The organism is Streptomyces sp. V3I7 (genome assembly GCF_030817495.1).
GTDB lineage: Bacteria > Actinomycetota > Actinomycetes > Streptomycetales > Streptomycetaceae > Streptomyces.
Genome location: NZ_JAUSZK010000001.1, coordinates 4,173,274 through 4,187,602, shown reverse-complemented (window position 1 = coordinate 4,187,602; position 14,329 = coordinate 4,173,274). Strand labels below are relative to the sequence as shown.

Sequence of the window (14,329 nt, the reverse complement as noted above, 5' to 3'; positions counted from 1 at the left end):
GGCACGAGCCATGGGTACGGGGGGAACCCCGGCTCTGTGCGCGGCCGATGACCAGTCGGCTCACTCTCTACTGCGTCGCGGCGAGCGAAAACGTCACACCTCGCCGTGAAAAACTGGAGTGAACGACAAAAGCGCAGGTCAGAGCGCGCTGTACGTCGGGGTCGGCGCCGGGGCGGGCAGCATCGAGGACCGCTGGAGGGGCGAGGGTGCGATGGCGGTCGGGAGCGGAGTCACGGCGCCCCCGTCCTCGTGATGGTCGTTGCCGCCCACATCGTCGCCCGGGAGGCCCCCGTCGCCGCCGCCCGAACCCTGGTCCTGCCCCTGGCCCTGGCCGTCCTGACCGCCGCTGCCGTCCGGCTCCCGCTCGTCGCCCTGGCCGCCGTCTTCACCCGCACGCTTCTCGACCGACGGGTCGCCAGCGGCCTCCAGAACACGCTCGCAGTACTGCCCCACCGACTGGGCACCACCGGCCGCGCTGTCCAGCGCGGCGCGGCGGCTCGGCTTCAGCTCCTTGCCGTCCCGGACGTCGCGGCAGGCCGAGACCGCCCCGTTCCACCCGGTGCCGGCGCCGTCGGTGGCGCCGGGGCCGCCCTTGTTCTCGCCCTTGTCGGTCTTGCCGTTCGAGGCGCCCGCGCCCGGCGTGGCACTGCCCGCGCCGCCGCTCCCCGGCGTGCCGGACCTCCACGACGGGCTGGACGCGTCGCCCCGCGTGGGGTCGTTCGTCGTCGGCCCGAGCGGCTGCTCCGAACTGACGGCTGCCGACACCGAGCTGTCGGGCGCGGGGCCGTCGCGGTGGAAGGGCGTCGGCAGGACCCCCGTCCCGGCGGCCACGGCGACCCCGCCGACCATGCCCGCGGCCAGCGCCGCGGTGAGCGCGAGGCGCACGGGGCGCCCCCAGGACGGCCGGTGCGCGCGACGGGCGGCGCGATCCGGGCCCCCGATGCGGATCAGACCCGCGTCGGACCCCTTCGCCTGCGCCTGCGTCTTCGCGTGCGTCGTCACGGCGGGCTCGGGGAGCGGCCCCGTGCGCCGAACGGCCGGGCCGCGCCTTCCGGCGAGGTCTCGCCGCGCGACGGTACCCTCCGGCACGTGCCCGACCCTGAGGGCCTCATGAGCCTCAGGTACGCCATGAACCTCATGTACGCCATGGGCCTCTTGGGCCTCGCGAGCCTCATGGGCCTTGCGGAATGCGGCCAACGCCGCTTCCTCACCGGGGAGTTCGGCGGCGGCCGGGGCCATGCCGGCGGTCAGGGCGCCGAGGGCCCGGGCGAGTCGCTCGGCCTGGTCCCGGTCGGCCGCGCCGACGGCTTCGAGCGGCTCACCGCGCAGCAGACGTTCCGCCGTTTCGCTGTCAAGCCACCTGCACTGCTCGTCGGCCATCACATGTCCTTCTGCGTCCGCGGACGCGTATGCGTCACAGTGGCGGACGTCATCGCGCCGGCGCGCGGTTCTCGCTGGGGCGGCAGGGCGTCGATCGCGCTGCCCGATTCCGGATCCTCGGAGGAGAGCAGCTCCGCGAGTCGCCGCAGGCCACGGTGGGCGGCGGTGCGTACCGCGCCCGCGCGTTTGCCGAGCGCCTCGGCGGCGGTCTTGGCGTCGAGGCCCACGACCACGCGCAGGACGACCGCTTCGGCCTGGTCCTGCGGGAGCTGCGCGATGAGGGAGAGGGTGTTGTCGGTGGCGAGGGCTTCGATGGCCTCGCCGGCCGTGTCGGACTCGGCGGCCCGGCCGGTCAGTTCCGTTTCGTCGCCGCCGATCGCGGGGCGCCGGCCGCGCATCCGTATGTGGTCCAGCGCCCGGTTGCGGGCGATACGGGCGGCCCAGCCGCGGAAGCGGTCCGCGTCGCCGCTGAACCGTTCCAGGTCGCGGGCGATCTGCAACCAGGCCTCGGACGCCACGTCCTCGGCGTCCGTCTCGCCGACCAGCGTGCGTACGTAACCGAGCAGACGCGGGTGCACCGCGCGGTAGACGGTCCGGAACGCGGTCTCGTCCCCGTCCTGTGCCGCACGCACCGCGGCAGTGAGCTCCGCGTCGTCCCCCAGCACTCAGTGGTTCCTCAGTAGATGGTCGCGGCCTAGGGGCCGCCGATCGTTGCCATGAGCATGCATCTCGCTCGACGCAAAAGCACGTTACGACTTGGAACCGCTCCCCGTCCACGCCCGTACAAGCTGCAACTAACTCGTGACGCGCCGGGGTGTGACAGAAAACGCACCCCTGGCGCTGTAGGAAGTACGGGCCGCGGCGCGGCCCGTGCCGTGCGACGGCCGGGGCCTCTCCTGTGGGGGGTGGCGGCCCCGGCCGTTGCCCGAGAAGCGGCCGGGGTGAGTGAAGTCACCTGACGGCGTTGGCCTTTGGCCCCGTTTCAGTCTTTTTGCCGACGTTGCCGGTGTTCCCGGTGTTTCCGGTATTGCCGCCCCCGGTCCCGCCGCTCTCGCCGCTCCTGCCGGATGAGCCGGACGCCGACGGCCCCTTGGACGCGGCAGGCGTCCCGCCCTTCTCCGTGTTCCCGTCGGCCGCCTGCCGCAACTGCGCCGCGCAGTACGCCGCGACACGGTCCTCGCCGCCCGCGGCCGAGACGAGCCGCTGCCACGCCGTCGCGCTCATCGCCTTGCCGCGGCCCTTGAGGTGCTCGTAGGCACGGCAGTGGGCCAGCGTGTCCTTGGCGGTGCCGGGGCGCTCGGGATGCGCGGGGTGCTCCGTGCCGCCCGCCTGCCCGGCCGCGGACTCCTGGGCGACGTCCGCCTGTCCCGGACCGCTCGTCGACGGCTGCGCGCTGTGCACCACGTCGCCCGTGTCGCCGCTGGACGACCCGCCCGACCCGATCGCCGCGACGGCGACACCGCCCAGCGTGAGACTCGCGAAGAGCACCGAGAGCGCGGCCTTCGCCGAGAGCTTCGCGCGCCGCGCCTCGCGGGGCCGCCAGTCGTCCCGGCGCCGGGAGCGGGCCGCGCCGTGCGCCCCCGCCTCCCGGGCGGCGCGGAACGCGGCCACCGCCCGCCGCTCGCCCTCGGGGTCGACGTCGTCCTGGCGGATCTCCGCGGCGAGCCAGACCTCCAGCCCGTCGTCACCGCCCTCCCGGCCGCGCCCGGCCCCGGACACGGCGCCGCCCGGATGCACACGCCGTCGGCCGGAGAGCCCGCCGTCGACGCTGTGCCGTTCACCCATGTGCGTTCCCGTTCCCGTCCCTGTCCGGTCCTTGTGATGCGCCGCCGTAGCCCGTGGCGCCCAAGAAGCGTGCGGGGTACACGGAACCGTCCTCAAGGATCATGGACCCGATCAATCCCTACGATCCATGCGGACAGCGGCCATCAACAATCATTTCGACTCCCCCAGCGTCCGGGAGCCGTCATCCGTCACACCATCGTCCCCCGCCGTACGAATGCCCAGCTGACGGGCGAGCCGCTTCAGGCCCCGGTACGCCGCCGTGCGCACGGCACCGGGCCGCTTGCCGAGGACCCGCGCGGCGGCGGGTCCGTCGAGGCCGACGACGATCCGCAGCAGCACCGCCTCGGCCTGGTCGCGCGGCAGCCCGTGGATCAGCTCCAGCGCGTGCCCGGTGGAGATGGCCTCCAGCGCCTGTTCGTGCGTGCTGTGCGGTCCGGGCAGCTCCAGTACGTCCTGTTCGAGCGCCGCGGACCGCGGCCGTACCCGCGCTCTGCGCAGGTGGTCCAGCGCCCGGTGCCGGGCGATGGTCGCCGTCCAGCCGCGGAAGCCCGCCCCGTCACCCTTGAACCGCCCCAGATCCCGGGCGATCTCCAGCCACGCGTCGGACGCCACGTCCTCCGCGTCGTCCCCGACGATGCCGCGCAGATAGCCGAGCAGCCCGGGCTGCACAAGCCGGTAGGCCTCGGCGAACGCCACCTCGTCGCCGTCCTGCGCCCGCGCGACGGCCACCCCCAGTTCCCCGTCGTACGCCTGCGTACGACGGGGTTCCCCTCCCTGGCCCAAGTCCGTCCTCGTTCGTGCCGAGTTCGCGGCCACGGTGTGGCCGCGTCCCTCACGGTGTGACACGTTCACGCTTCGCCCGTGCCCCCGCCCTCTGCCTTCATCAGCGCCGTGCGTCACGGCAGTGTCACAACACCGGGGCTCACCGCCCCGCCCGACTACATGTCATCCGATCCATCGTGGCACGGGGCACTGACATCCAACCGGCCGTCATCTCCCGCCCGTTGACATGCGGGAAGATGCCGGCACCGGGGCACACCCCGGCGCGGGCGTCCGTGGAGCGTGAGGTAGAAGAGCTGCAGGGAGTCCTCGGACGCGCCGGCCTCGAACCGGTTGCGGACCTTGCCGAGGGGGTTCCACACCCGCCCGTCCGGCATCCGCACCCCGGCCACCTGCCCGAAGTAGGCGCGCTGATCGGCGTCGAAGTCCACCCACACGGCTCCCGCACGCCGCACGAGCACCTCGCCGACGTACGCCCCGAGCCCGGCGAGGATGTCGTGCGCCAACTCCCAGTCGGCGCCGCCTTTACGCAATCCGTCGATCATGAAGTCGACGACACGCAGGCTGCGTTCAGAGTAGTCCAACGGCAGCCGGTTGCGAGCGGTGACGCGCGCGACGAAGGCCGCGGCGTACGACCTCATCTCCCCCGCGCACGGAACGTGTTCCTCGACAGCACCATTCATGGGACCCCACCCCTCCACCTCGACCGGCGGGAAGGGCGCACTCCGCTTCTCCCCACCGACCAAGCGGATGCCGCGTCATGCGCGTCACGGGTTACACGCGTGTCCATCAACACACAGAAAAGTCACAGCGGACGTACAACCTTTCCGGACTTCGTACGTCACTTCACGACGGGGCGCCGGACGGCAGGGCCACACTCCCGCTGAACATCCCGCGGTTGTCGGCCCGCACCTCCTGGCTGACGGTGATGTCCCCACCCCGGAACGGGATCAGGAACGCGAACGCGTAGCGGTGCGACGCGAGCCGATAGCCGTGCTCCGCGTCGAGCACCCACGTGTCGGTGAAGCTCTTGAGCGTGATCTGCCCGTCCGTCGCCGTCACCCCCGCCCCGCGCAACTGAGCCAGCGTGGACCCGATCTCCCGCACCGGGATCTTCAACGCGGGACGGCTGCGAGCGGCGGACAACTGCCACCCAGTGGCGCTCACTTGAAGCTGCACACTCCGGCCCCCGGACCCCGTACGACTCACTTTGGCACTCTTGGCGTACGTCCGGAGCGCGTCCAGCTCGGCCACGGGATCCTCGAGGGAGTCGGCGATGTCAGGGTCGGACAGCGGCCCCTTCTCCCACGCCTCGGCGCCCTTCTTGACGTAACCCGTACCGCCGACGACGTACACCGCCTCGGGCTTGCGTTCGCCTTTGCTGGAGGTGATCGTGCCGTTCTGCTGAAGCGCCTTGGGGCTGGTGGTGCGGTGCACGGTCGCGGCGTACGTGGCTCCGGACGGCGCCCGCCCCTGCATGACAGCGGACTCGCTGCCGCGCACGGAGAACGTCCACCCTTGCACGCCCCCCATGGCCTGCCGAGCCCGCCCGACGAACTGCGCGGCGGTCCTGGGCTCCGGCGCGGACTCGGCCCCGGAGCGCGACGCACCACTCGACTCGGACGGAGCCGGCGCGGCCTTCGAGGAGACGTGACGCCCGACAGGCTCCCGCTTCCCCTGATCCGGAGCACAACCGGCAGCCGCGACCACGGCACCCGCGACCAGAACGGCGGTGACAGCGCGACACCCGCGCGAGCGGGGACGTATTCGGGACAGCACGCAGCAACCCTTCGACCGAGACCGGGAGTTCGATGGCCGCCCGGTTATACAGCAGTCACCGACGCGACCGCGAGCGAAGGGACGAACCGGGACTTACGTGATGGGCGCGGCGGGCCCTCCGGGCGTACGGCAGATACCGCAGCCGCTCCGGCAGCAACGGCACCACCACCCGCACGATCCGCCCGAACCGCCGCAGCGCGCGCTCCTGTCGGACGGTCCACTCCAGCCCGATGGCCTCGCGGGCGTCGGGCGGCATCAGCCCGATCGTCAGGAAGCGCCGAGCCCGCAACAGGGGCGGCACGAGCGCCGGCCAGACGAGCCGCAGCATCCGCATCCACGCGGCGCGGCCGGGCGGAGGCGGCACATCCACGTCGGTCGAGACCAACTCCCGTACCACGACCGTCGCTTCGATCTCGTCCCGCAGCACGCCGCGGTAGTACGGCCAGAACTCCTCGACCGTCTGCGGCATGTCACGGTCGTCGATCCCCAGCACCCGTCCGACGCACAGCCACTCCGCGTACAGCTGCCGCTCCTCGGCCTCGGTGAACGGGCGGGTGCCCATCACGCACTGGGCGTACCGGTAGCCGGGAAAGCCGGTCGCGTGGACCCAGGCGTAGGTGGCGGGGTCGAGCGCGCGGTACGGGCGGCCGTGGGCGTCGGTGCCGTTGATGTGCCGGTGGAGCCTCCGCAGCCGGCGCCCCTCTTCGAGCGCGGCCTCCCCGCCGTACACCCACAGCTGAGTGGAGGCCACGGAGCGTATGGCACGCCCCCAGGGGTCGGTACGGAAGACGGAGTGATCGTCCACACCGGCGCCCACCGCGGGATGCGCGACCTGCATGGCCAGCGCGGCAGGCAGCGCCAGCACGGCCCTGACCTCCCCGGCAAGGTGCCACAGCATCCCGCCGACGGGAGGCGGTGCGGGATCAAGGGTGCCGTGCGTGCGGTACGTACGCTCCGTGGCGTACGTGCCGTGGCGCGTCCGGACCGACCCGTGCGCGGTGACCACGCCTCCAGTGTCCGCCCCCTGCCGCCGCGTCGCCCCGCGGGCTGACCTGGACGACGCCGTTCAGACCCTTCAGACACGAACCGGGATCACCGAGTGCCCTCCGGGCATCTGCGCCAGGTACGCAGCGATGTCATCGGGGTCGGACGTCGCGACCAGCGCTGCCCCGATCTGCAAAGCAGTGAGCGCCACGAGTCCGTCCACCGGGTCGGGGCGCTTCTTGGCGGGCAGCTCCGCACGGCCGATGAGCTCCCCTACGCGTCGCCACTCCCTCTCGGTGTAGCAGCACACCACGGCACACTCCTTGAGCGCCCGCGCGAGGCGTGCCTGACTCGCGCCACCGCGCCACGCCTGGGCGACGACAGGCGCCGGAACGACGGGGAGACCCTTCCTCCCGAACTCACGGTGCCGGACCACGCTCTGCCCCGGCTTCTTCTCCGCGAGCGCGATCAGCATGCCGGTGTCGTAGACGACGTCGCCGAGGGAGTCGAGGTCGGGACACGTCGGACAGCCCAGGTTCACGCGACTGCTCCGCGTCGGCGCGCGGCGGACTCCGCACGGGCGCCCGCGATCTCCGCCCGGATCCGGGCGGCCTCGGCCTCGTTCACGTCGCCCTCCGGCGGCCAGTCGAGTTCGTCGGCCTCTGCCTCGGCCGCCTCGATCGCGGCGTCGAGCTCCCCGAACGACTCCGCAAGACGCGCCAACCGCACTGCCTCCTTGCGGCCCGCCATGACCAAAAACGCCGACACGTCGAGGCCGTTCTCCGCCGCGACCGCACGGATGAGTTCGGCGTCGCCGGGATCGAGACTGATGGAGATGCGGGTCTTCGCCATACCCCGAAGGTAACACGCCGTATTACGCCCCGCCTGTGAGTCATTCACAGGGCCATCGCCTCCCGCAGCGCGGCGCGGGCAGCCGCCGCGCCTCGCACGGTGACGTTGCCCCCGGCACCGCTGCTTGAGCTCTCCCCAGCTCGGGCGGTACGGCAGCCTCGGCACAGGACCTCGTCCTCGACCGGCTGGAAGAGGAGCGGTTGGGTATGGCGCCCGCTCTCGCACTCCCGCATCTGGGCGACGCGGGGCAGTCGCGGCGACGTCGGGGCTGGGGCTGGAACTGGGGGCGGAGGCGGGACCTCACGCAGGACGTACCGCACCAGTCCCCCAGGCCGATGAATCCTCCGTTCCCGCCCGGGCAACGCCCGCCGGACCTGCTCCCGAACATCGGCTGCCGTATGCCCGCTCGCCAGCCACTCCGCCACGAGCGCGGCGAGCTGCGGGAACATGCCGCGCGGCATGCGCAGCCGCGAGTCCAAGTCACCGAGTGACTCGACGACTTGGCGAGCGCTCGCGAGGTGCTGCTCCTCGGAGACGGAGACGGTGGCCGGAGGGAGGGAGGTGTTCTCCCGAACGGGTTTCTCTGGATGACGACCGACGACCCGACCAACCGGCTCACCGACGGTCGGAAACTCGTCCGCCGGAACAGCCGCCGACACGGACACCACCTCCTGAACCCCCGAGGCGCGCACAGCCGCCGCCTCCTCGGCCGACAGCGGCATGTTCGAGACAAGCTGCACGGTCGCCCACAAGCCCCGCACCCCCTGCTCCCGCCACTCGTGCAGGTAACCCTCGGCCTTCAGCTCACGCTTGGCCCGGCCGAAGGCGCACTTGCCGATCCGGGCACGCTCGGCGGTTCGCGACAGGGATTCCTTGGCTTTCGCCGGGAGCGACAACTGCCAGGTCAGCAGCCGTACGGCGTCGGAGGAGAGCCGGGGATGGCGAATGATGTCGTTCGGCACCTGGGAGAAGTGACGGGCAGGCGCGATAGCATGACGGAGCATTTTCGGTGGACCGTTCTTCCACTGGTGATGAAGGCCCTCGCCGCCGGTTGCAGCCAGCGTCGGGGGCCGCTTCACGTCCCGCGCACTGCGGACATATGAAGCAAGCTGTCGCGCACACCGTACCGCAACTTGCGTACACGCACGGTCACTTCGAGTGACACTCATCCATCACAGGTAGAGCTGCCGATGACAGTCCCGGCAATGCGTCTTGCCCTCGCGCTCCTCGCTCTGCCAGTGCCCGCAGGGGCCGCGTTCGGGTTCGGGTTCCATCGTCGGCTCGTCCTCGACGCCGACGGGGGCGCCGTACGAGGTAGCACAGCGAGTCACCGAGCCACCGCCCTCTCGCCCCCCGGACGAAGCCAAGAACCTCGCCGCCGCTTCGCGGAGGAACTGCGGTTGCTGCGCACCGAACGAAGCTTGAGCCTGCGGGAGCTCGCGAAGGCGGTGGGATGGGACCCGTCCCAGTTCGGCAAGATGGAGAGCGGGCAGACGCTGGGCGGCCCTGAGGTCGTACAGGCGCTGGACACGTACTACGGAATGGTGTTGAAGATGTCCAGGGCGTCCGCCACCGCGTCGGACACGACGTCCCCCTCGACATCAGTGACGAGGTCGATCTCGAAGTGCCTCATGTTGCTACTCATCGAGGCGCGAAGCCTCAGCCGTGCCGAATGCGGCGGGCCGCATCCACGAGCTCGGCCGGCAGGGCAGGCCCCGCACACGCGTGATCGATCAGCAGGTCCCGGTACGAGTCGTTCGGCAGATGTGGCGCCAGATCGATGAGTTCGCTCAGTGCGGCAGGTGAGCCGGTGAGGCGTGCTCTGTAGGCGGCCCCAGCCGCGCGAAGGGTGAGCTCAGTCGGCTCGTGCTTCAGCCCCTGATCGGTCAGCCGGACCGCGGCCGCGAAGTCGCCCTGCCCGGCGCGCACGTCGGCCAGGTCGAGATAGAGCGACCAGTTGGCCGGGTCCAGGGCAAGAGCGCGCTCGAATGCAGCCGCGGTCTGTTCAGGATCACCCAGCTTGCGCCACGTGCCCGCTCGCACGACTTCCGTCAGCATGATCCGCTCGACGGAGTCCGCCTGTTCACAGAGGGCAAAGGAGGCGTCAATGAGTCCGCAAGTCCGCAGAAAGATTGCCATCTTGGCCAACGCCTCCGGCAACGGCTGGCGGGCGGAGACCACGTCGATGGCGTGGAACCAGGCCCGGAACCGTTCCCGCACGCTGTCGGTGTCCAGTACATGGCCGTAGTCCACCGTCCGCATAACGGCCTCCGCCAGCGCATCGGCACTCACCGCACCGAGAAAGCGTTCATCGCTGAACCATGGGGCGTCAGCCCATGCGATATCGGGTTGCACACCCGTGACCGATCCGATCGCCAGCGCCGCACGATCCATGTCGTTTTCAAGGAAGCGGATGTACGACTGAGCCAGCACCGCCCTCAACGAGCCGGCGTCCTCAACGACCTCCGCCAGCTCCAACCTTCTGTCCGCCCACAACTCGGCAAGAACCGTATAGGGCTCGGGGTTCTCAGGCGCGGAGGCGATGGCACCCGCCAGATAGTGGACGGCTGCCGCTGGGCTGCCCCCACAGTGCGCCATCACCCGCGCGAGACCTACTCCAGCTACTACCGCCCGATTCGACATCGCCCGAGGGTATCCCTGATCAGGCCAACTGCCGTGGCGTCCGCCGTGACTCACTGGCTCACTGGCTCACTGGCTCACTGAACGTGATGCCGTGATCTCGCCCTCATCGGGAGCGGAAACCTCCCTTACGCGATGCCAGTCAAATCAGCGCTCACTCCGACCAGTTCTTTCACCGACCAGTCGATCCACCCCAGCCGACCCGCCTCCACACCGCACCCGATATCCATATATCCCCCACTATGCGAAGACGCTTGCCGCCGCGACCACCCGTGTTGCATACTCGCGCGCCCTCACGCCACCACCACACATATCCATTCCCGGGGGAATTTCACCTGTTATGGGAGCCACCCTGCGCGCCACGCGCGCCCTCGTTCTCCTCGCCGGTTTCTATTTGCTCGGCTTCATCCTGCTCGGCGCGCTCGTCGCCATCGACTGGACCGCCTCGCAGCACACCGCCGGCGCCGCTGGCCTCAAGATCTGGATCCTGTCCGCGCTCCTCGCGATCCCCATCGTGCAGGGCATGTTCACGTTGCGCGCGCCGCAGGGCGACGGCCCGGACGGGGTGCCGGTGACCGAGCAGCAGGAGCCGTCGCTGTGGGCCGTCGTCCGCTCGCTGGCCGAGCAGACGGGGACCCACGCGCCCGACGAGATCCGTCTCGTCGGGGAGGTGAACGCGGCCGTCTCGGAGGAGGCCCGGCTGCTGGGGCTGCGCCCCGGCAAGCGCCGACTGCTGATCGGCCTCCCCCTCATGACCGGCCTCAGCGAGCCGCAGCTGATGGCGGTCCTGGCCCACGAGTTCGGCCACTACAGCAACCACGACACCCGCCTCTCCGCGATCAACCGGCGCGGCTGGACCCAGGTGACCCGCACCGTCGCCGCGCTCCACGAGCGCGCGGACAAGAAGGCCGCCAAGGAGCGGGCCCGACTGGAGAAGAAGGAAGCCGCGCGGGCCTCCCGAGACGGCGAGGAGGCCCGAGAGGTCGACACCGGTTTCGCGGGACTGAGCTACCGGCTCGCGGCGCTGCCCTTCAAGGCGTACGGCCACCTCTACATCCGCTGCATGCTCGGCACCATGCGCCGGCAGGAGTACGCCGCCGACCTCACGGCGGCCCGGATAACGGGCCGCGACGCCACGTCATCGGCGCTCCGCGAGATCCCCGTACTCGACGCGGCGTTCGGCTTCTACATGCAGTCGTACGCGACTCTCGGCACCGGAGCCGGCCTGCTGCCGCCTCCCGGAGAGGTCTTCGGTGGCCTGCGCCACCTCCTCGTCGGGCGGGCCGGAGAGCTCGCGGAGATGCGCAGGTCCATGCCCGAGGAGGAACCCTCCCCCTACGACTCCCACCCGCCGATCGCCGACCGCGTCGCCCGCATCGAGCAACTGCCCTACGACGGACGATCCCTGGCCGGCGCCCGCCCCTCCCTGGCCCTGCTCAGCGACCCGGCCCGCCTCTTCGCCGAACTCGAGCACGCGGCCCTGACCCCCGCGGCACGGCAGCTGCGACGGGCCCCGGACTGGCAGCACCTCGTGCACGAGTCGATGGCCCAGTACGCGGACGCGTCCGCCGAGCCGTTCCGGCAGGCCGTACGTGAAGTGCAGGGCGGCGACGGCTCGTTGAGCACGGCCCTGGACGCGATCGAGGCCGGCCGCCTGTGGCAGATAGCGGAGCGGCTCCCCGTACCGGAGGAGGCGGATGCGGAGGCCGCGACGGGCCGTGCCACCCGCGAGTTCACCCGCCCGGTGCTCCGCAAGGCCCTGTCCAGCCTGGTCGCCGGCGAACTGGTACAGCGCGGCTGGGCCCACTGGGAACTGTCCTGGACCGAATCCGCGAAGCTCCGCATGCCCGACGGCTACGAGGAGGGGCTGAAGTCGGCCCTGGACCAGGCGGTCGCCGACGTACCGGACACGCGGGCGCTGCGCCAGATGTTCCCGCCCACCTACTGACCAGCACGCACGCAGCGGTCGCGACGGCCGCTGCGGCGTGTCCATTCCCACGGTGCGGCCGTTCTCGTGGCACATCGTGCGTGAACGGGCCCTATTACGGAAGAGCTGGGGCAGGCCCGAGGAGTCGGGCCTGCCCCAGCTCTTCCGAACCCGGGTGCGTCAGCCGATCGCGATACGCGGATGAGCTCCCGGCCGGACCCAGGCCATGATCTGGTCCATCGTGGCGCGCGGGACGGACACACAACCGGCTGTCGCTCCCGATCCGTTGACGTGCAGGAAGATGCCGGCGCCGCGACCGGGCGTGGCGGGCCACCGGTTGAAGTTGATGACGAGCGCCTTGGCGTACTGGGTGGGGTAGTTGATCAGATGCTCACTGCCCCGGTCGCCGGCCTCGGTGAGCGGGAAGTCGGCGCCCGTCGCACTGTGCATCGAGTTGTAGTACTTGGACTCGGGGTCCTCCACCCACCAGTCGGAGCTGTTGACGACGTGGTACGGCATGCTCGTCCCGCCCGCCTGGACACCGAAGCCCTCGGTGATCGTGTACGTCCCGGTGGGCGTGGTGTACGTCCCCTGCCGCCGCGTCGCCCCGTCCGTGACGCCGTTGGAACCGACGCGCCCGGCACTCGTACTGAACTGCGCCTTCCACCCGGACGCACCCTTGGCCCAGGCGGTGACGGTGGCGTACGACCCGCTCGCCTTCACCGTGATCAAGGTGCACATTGAGGTTGTCCCACACCCACACCACGGGGGCGCCCAGCTGCAGGTGCACCATCCGGATGAAGTCCCGGTAGTCGCTCCAGGCGAACGACTTGGGCTCACCGCGGCGGCCGCGGTAGACGTGCAGCTTGAAGAACATCCGCGGCCGCCGGCCGGCCTTGAAACACACCGCGCCGACGATGTTCACCCTGCCTGCGCGACGGCCGGCGACCCGCACGATGGGTCTCGCTCCGCGCGGCGCCCAGATCCGCCCCTTTGGTGGAATCAGCGACTGCCCGGCCTCGTCCGCGAAGCAGATGTAGGCGCCCAGGTGTGCGGCGGTGGTTTTACCTGCGGCCATACCTTGGCCTTCCACACCTCGATCACCTCCTCGCTGCGCTCCAGCGACCGCCTCAGTGGCACCTGGCAGCTCCAGCCGTGCCGCTTCAGCAGCCGCCATACCCCCTGCACGGCGTAGCCGACATGGAACAACCGCCCGATCAGCAACTTGACCCGCTTCAGCGTCCAACCCTGCTGCTCGTCATCGAACCCGTGCGCCAACGGGCCCCGCTTCAGCTCGACTTCCAGTCGCTGCCACTGCGCTGGCGATAGCTTCTCCACTGCCATCGGCCCCGCCGAGGCCAACGCCGCCGTACGTCCACGCCGCCAGGCCGACCGCCATCGACGCACCGACCGGTCTGTCACCCGCAGTTCGGCCGCGATCTGTCCGGTGCCTGCCCCGGCCTCGAACCGCTTGACCGCCTCCAGCCGTAACTCCTCACGCTTCCGCTGCTCGACGGGCGTCAGCCCGCCCCCTTGCGCATACCGCATGAGACGGTCGTACCGCAGGGATCACACCCCGTCACCACACCCGGACACCACGGATTCAACCTGAGTAACTCAAACTCAGTGAGGCGCTTTCCCCTCTCCCTCCCCACTGTGAACTCCACGTCAGAAGAGCGTGTCGCCGGGCAGTTCGGGCTCTTTCCCGATGTCGACCGATTCCTTTGGGCCCTCGTCCGACACGGAAAAGACAGCGACCCCTTCCACCTCGACATCCGGTTCATCAGGCGCAGGCGTGTACAGGGCGATTCCGTGCCCCACCAGAGTGCAGCCCGAATCGTCGATTTCGACTTCCACTCCGTTGCGTCGAAGCGCGGACACGATGTCTCCGAAGGACTGTCCCAAAAGAACCACTCCAGCGAACAATGGCTCAGACGGTTTTGTTATCTCCATGAAACATAGCCGGTCGTAGGCGTCAAAGCTGAGTAGAAGACCCACATCCACGTAGTGGTCGATCGGCGGGTCGCCGGGAGTTCTGCGGAAGGTAGAAAGTTCGCCCCCGATGCGGCTCCTGAGGACTGTCCTTGAGTCGCCGAACTGTGCCATGTCGACACCGGTCCATGGCCTGATGTCCATTTCTTCGGCTCACCTCATCTCGCCAGCTTGCACGCACACGCACGCCTGATTCTAACGTTCCTGTTT

Annotated in this window: 16 protein-coding genes and 1 pseudogene; 2 read left to right on the top strand and 15 right to left on the bottom strand. The window is 70.4% G+C overall.

Annotated elements, in window-relative coordinates; translation table 11 throughout:
• Positions 1-138: 138 nt before the first annotated feature.
• The 11 genes from QFZ74_RS19615 to QFZ74_RS19565 all read right to left on the bottom strand — a co-directional run bounded on the left by QFZ74_RS19615 (position 139) and on the right by QFZ74_RS19565 (position 8,891).
• Positions 139-1,380 (bottom strand): hypothetical protein, encoded by a 1,242-nt coding sequence (locus QFZ74_RS19615; RefSeq protein ID WP_307622100.1) that lies wholly within the window; start codon positions 1,378-1,380, stop codon positions 139-141.
• Positions 1,380-2,045: an RNA polymerase sigma factor gene (locus QFZ74_RS19610; protein WP_307622099.1), complete on the bottom strand. Its 666-nt coding sequence runs from the start codon at positions 2,043-2,045 to the stop codon at positions 1,380-1,382. Before QFZ74_RS19610 ends, QFZ74_RS19615 begins: the two co-directional genes overlap by 1 nt.
• 286 nt (positions 2,046-2,331) lie before the next feature.
• Positions 2,332-3,165, bottom strand: a complete 834-nt coding sequence (locus QFZ74_RS19605; protein ID WP_307622098.1) for a hypothetical protein — start codon at positions 3,163-3,165, stop codon at positions 2,332-2,334.
• Between the two features lie 150 nt (positions 3,166-3,315).
• A complete protein-coding gene (locus QFZ74_RS19600) occupies positions 3,316-3,948 on the bottom strand; it encodes an RNA polymerase sigma factor (protein ID WP_307622097.1) in 633 nt (210 codons plus the stop codon).
• Between the two features lie 155 nt (positions 3,949-4,103).
• A complete protein-coding gene (locus QFZ74_RS19595; protein ID WP_307622096.1) occupies positions 4,104-4,586 on the bottom strand; it encodes a hypothetical protein in 483 nt (160 codons plus the stop codon).
• Positions 4,587-4,791: 205 nt separating this feature from the next.
• Positions 4,792-5,448 carry a hypothetical protein gene (locus QFZ74_RS19590; RefSeq protein WP_307622095.1) on the bottom strand — a complete coding sequence of 219 codons (657 nt, stop codon included), beginning with the start codon at positions 5,446-5,448 and terminating at the stop codon, positions 4,792-4,794.
• A 331-nt stretch (positions 5,449-5,779) separates the two neighbouring features.
• Complete coding sequence (locus QFZ74_RS19585; protein WP_307624209.1) at positions 5,780-6,622, bottom strand: oxygenase MpaB family protein; 843 nt, start codon at positions 6,620-6,622, stop codon at positions 5,780-5,782.
• Positions 6,623-6,799: 177 nt separating this feature from the next.
• Positions 6,800-7,249, bottom strand: a complete 450-nt coding sequence (locus tag QFZ74_RS19580; RefSeq protein WP_307622094.1) for a PIN domain-containing protein — start codon at positions 7,247-7,249, stop codon at positions 6,800-6,802.
• Positions 7,246-7,560: a hypothetical protein gene (locus QFZ74_RS19575; RefSeq protein WP_307622093.1), complete on the bottom strand. Its 315-nt coding sequence runs from the start codon at positions 7,558-7,560 to the stop codon at positions 7,246-7,248. The genes QFZ74_RS19580 and QFZ74_RS19575 overlap by 4 nt, the downstream gene beginning before the upstream one ends.
• A 44-nt stretch (positions 7,561-7,604) precedes the next feature.
• Positions 7,605-8,564 (bottom strand): hypothetical protein, encoded by a 960-nt coding sequence (locus QFZ74_RS19570; RefSeq protein WP_307622092.1) that lies wholly within the window; start codon positions 8,562-8,564, stop codon positions 7,605-7,607.
• A 168-nt stretch (positions 8,565-8,732) separates the two neighbouring features.
• The gene (locus QFZ74_RS19565) at positions 8,733-8,891 is read right to left on the bottom strand and encodes a hypothetical protein (protein ID WP_307624331.1); all 159 of its coding nucleotides are present in this window, start codon (positions 8,889-8,891) and stop codon (positions 8,733-8,735) included.
• Between the two features lie 63 nt (positions 8,892-8,954).
• Between QFZ74_RS19565 and QFZ74_RS19560 the strand changes: the two are divergent.
• Positions 8,955-9,101 (top strand): annotated as a pseudogene (locus QFZ74_RS19560) (helix-turn-helix domain-containing protein); the annotation flags it as partial.
• 118 nt (positions 9,102-9,219) lie between these two features.
• Here QFZ74_RS19560 and QFZ74_RS19555 read toward each other — a convergent pair.
• Complete coding sequence (locus QFZ74_RS19555) at positions 9,220-10,203, bottom strand: tetratricopeptide repeat protein (RefSeq protein WP_307622091.1); 984 nt, start codon at positions 10,201-10,203, stop codon at positions 9,220-9,222.
• Positions 10,204-10,540: 337 nt separating this feature from the next.
• Between QFZ74_RS19555 and QFZ74_RS19550 the strand changes: the two genes are divergently transcribed.
• Positions 10,541-12,148: a M48 family metallopeptidase gene (locus tag QFZ74_RS19550; protein ID WP_307622090.1), complete on the top strand. Its 1,608-nt coding sequence runs from the start codon at positions 10,541-10,543 to the stop codon at positions 12,146-12,148.
• Positions 12,149-12,307: 159 nt separating this feature from the next.
• Here the strand turns inward: QFZ74_RS19550 and QFZ74_RS19545 are convergent, their stop codons facing one another.
• From QFZ74_RS19545 to QFZ74_RS19535, 3 genes are all read right to left on the bottom strand, one after another.
• Positions 12,308-12,868: a L,D-transpeptidase family protein gene (locus tag QFZ74_RS19545; protein WP_307622089.1), complete on the bottom strand. Its 561-nt coding sequence runs from the start codon at positions 12,866-12,868 to the stop codon at positions 12,308-12,310.
• 261 nt (positions 12,869-13,129) lie between these two features.
• Positions 13,130-13,675 carry a winged helix-turn-helix domain-containing protein gene (locus QFZ74_RS19540; protein ID WP_307622088.1) on the bottom strand — a complete coding sequence of 182 codons (546 nt, stop codon included), beginning with the start codon at positions 13,673-13,675 and terminating at the stop codon, positions 13,130-13,132.
• A 120-nt stretch (positions 13,676-13,795) separates the two neighbouring features.
• Complete coding sequence (locus tag QFZ74_RS19535; protein WP_307622086.1) at positions 13,796-14,263, bottom strand: hypothetical protein; 468 nt, start codon at positions 14,261-14,263, stop codon at positions 13,796-13,798.
• Positions 14,264-14,329 lie beyond the last annotated feature (66 nt).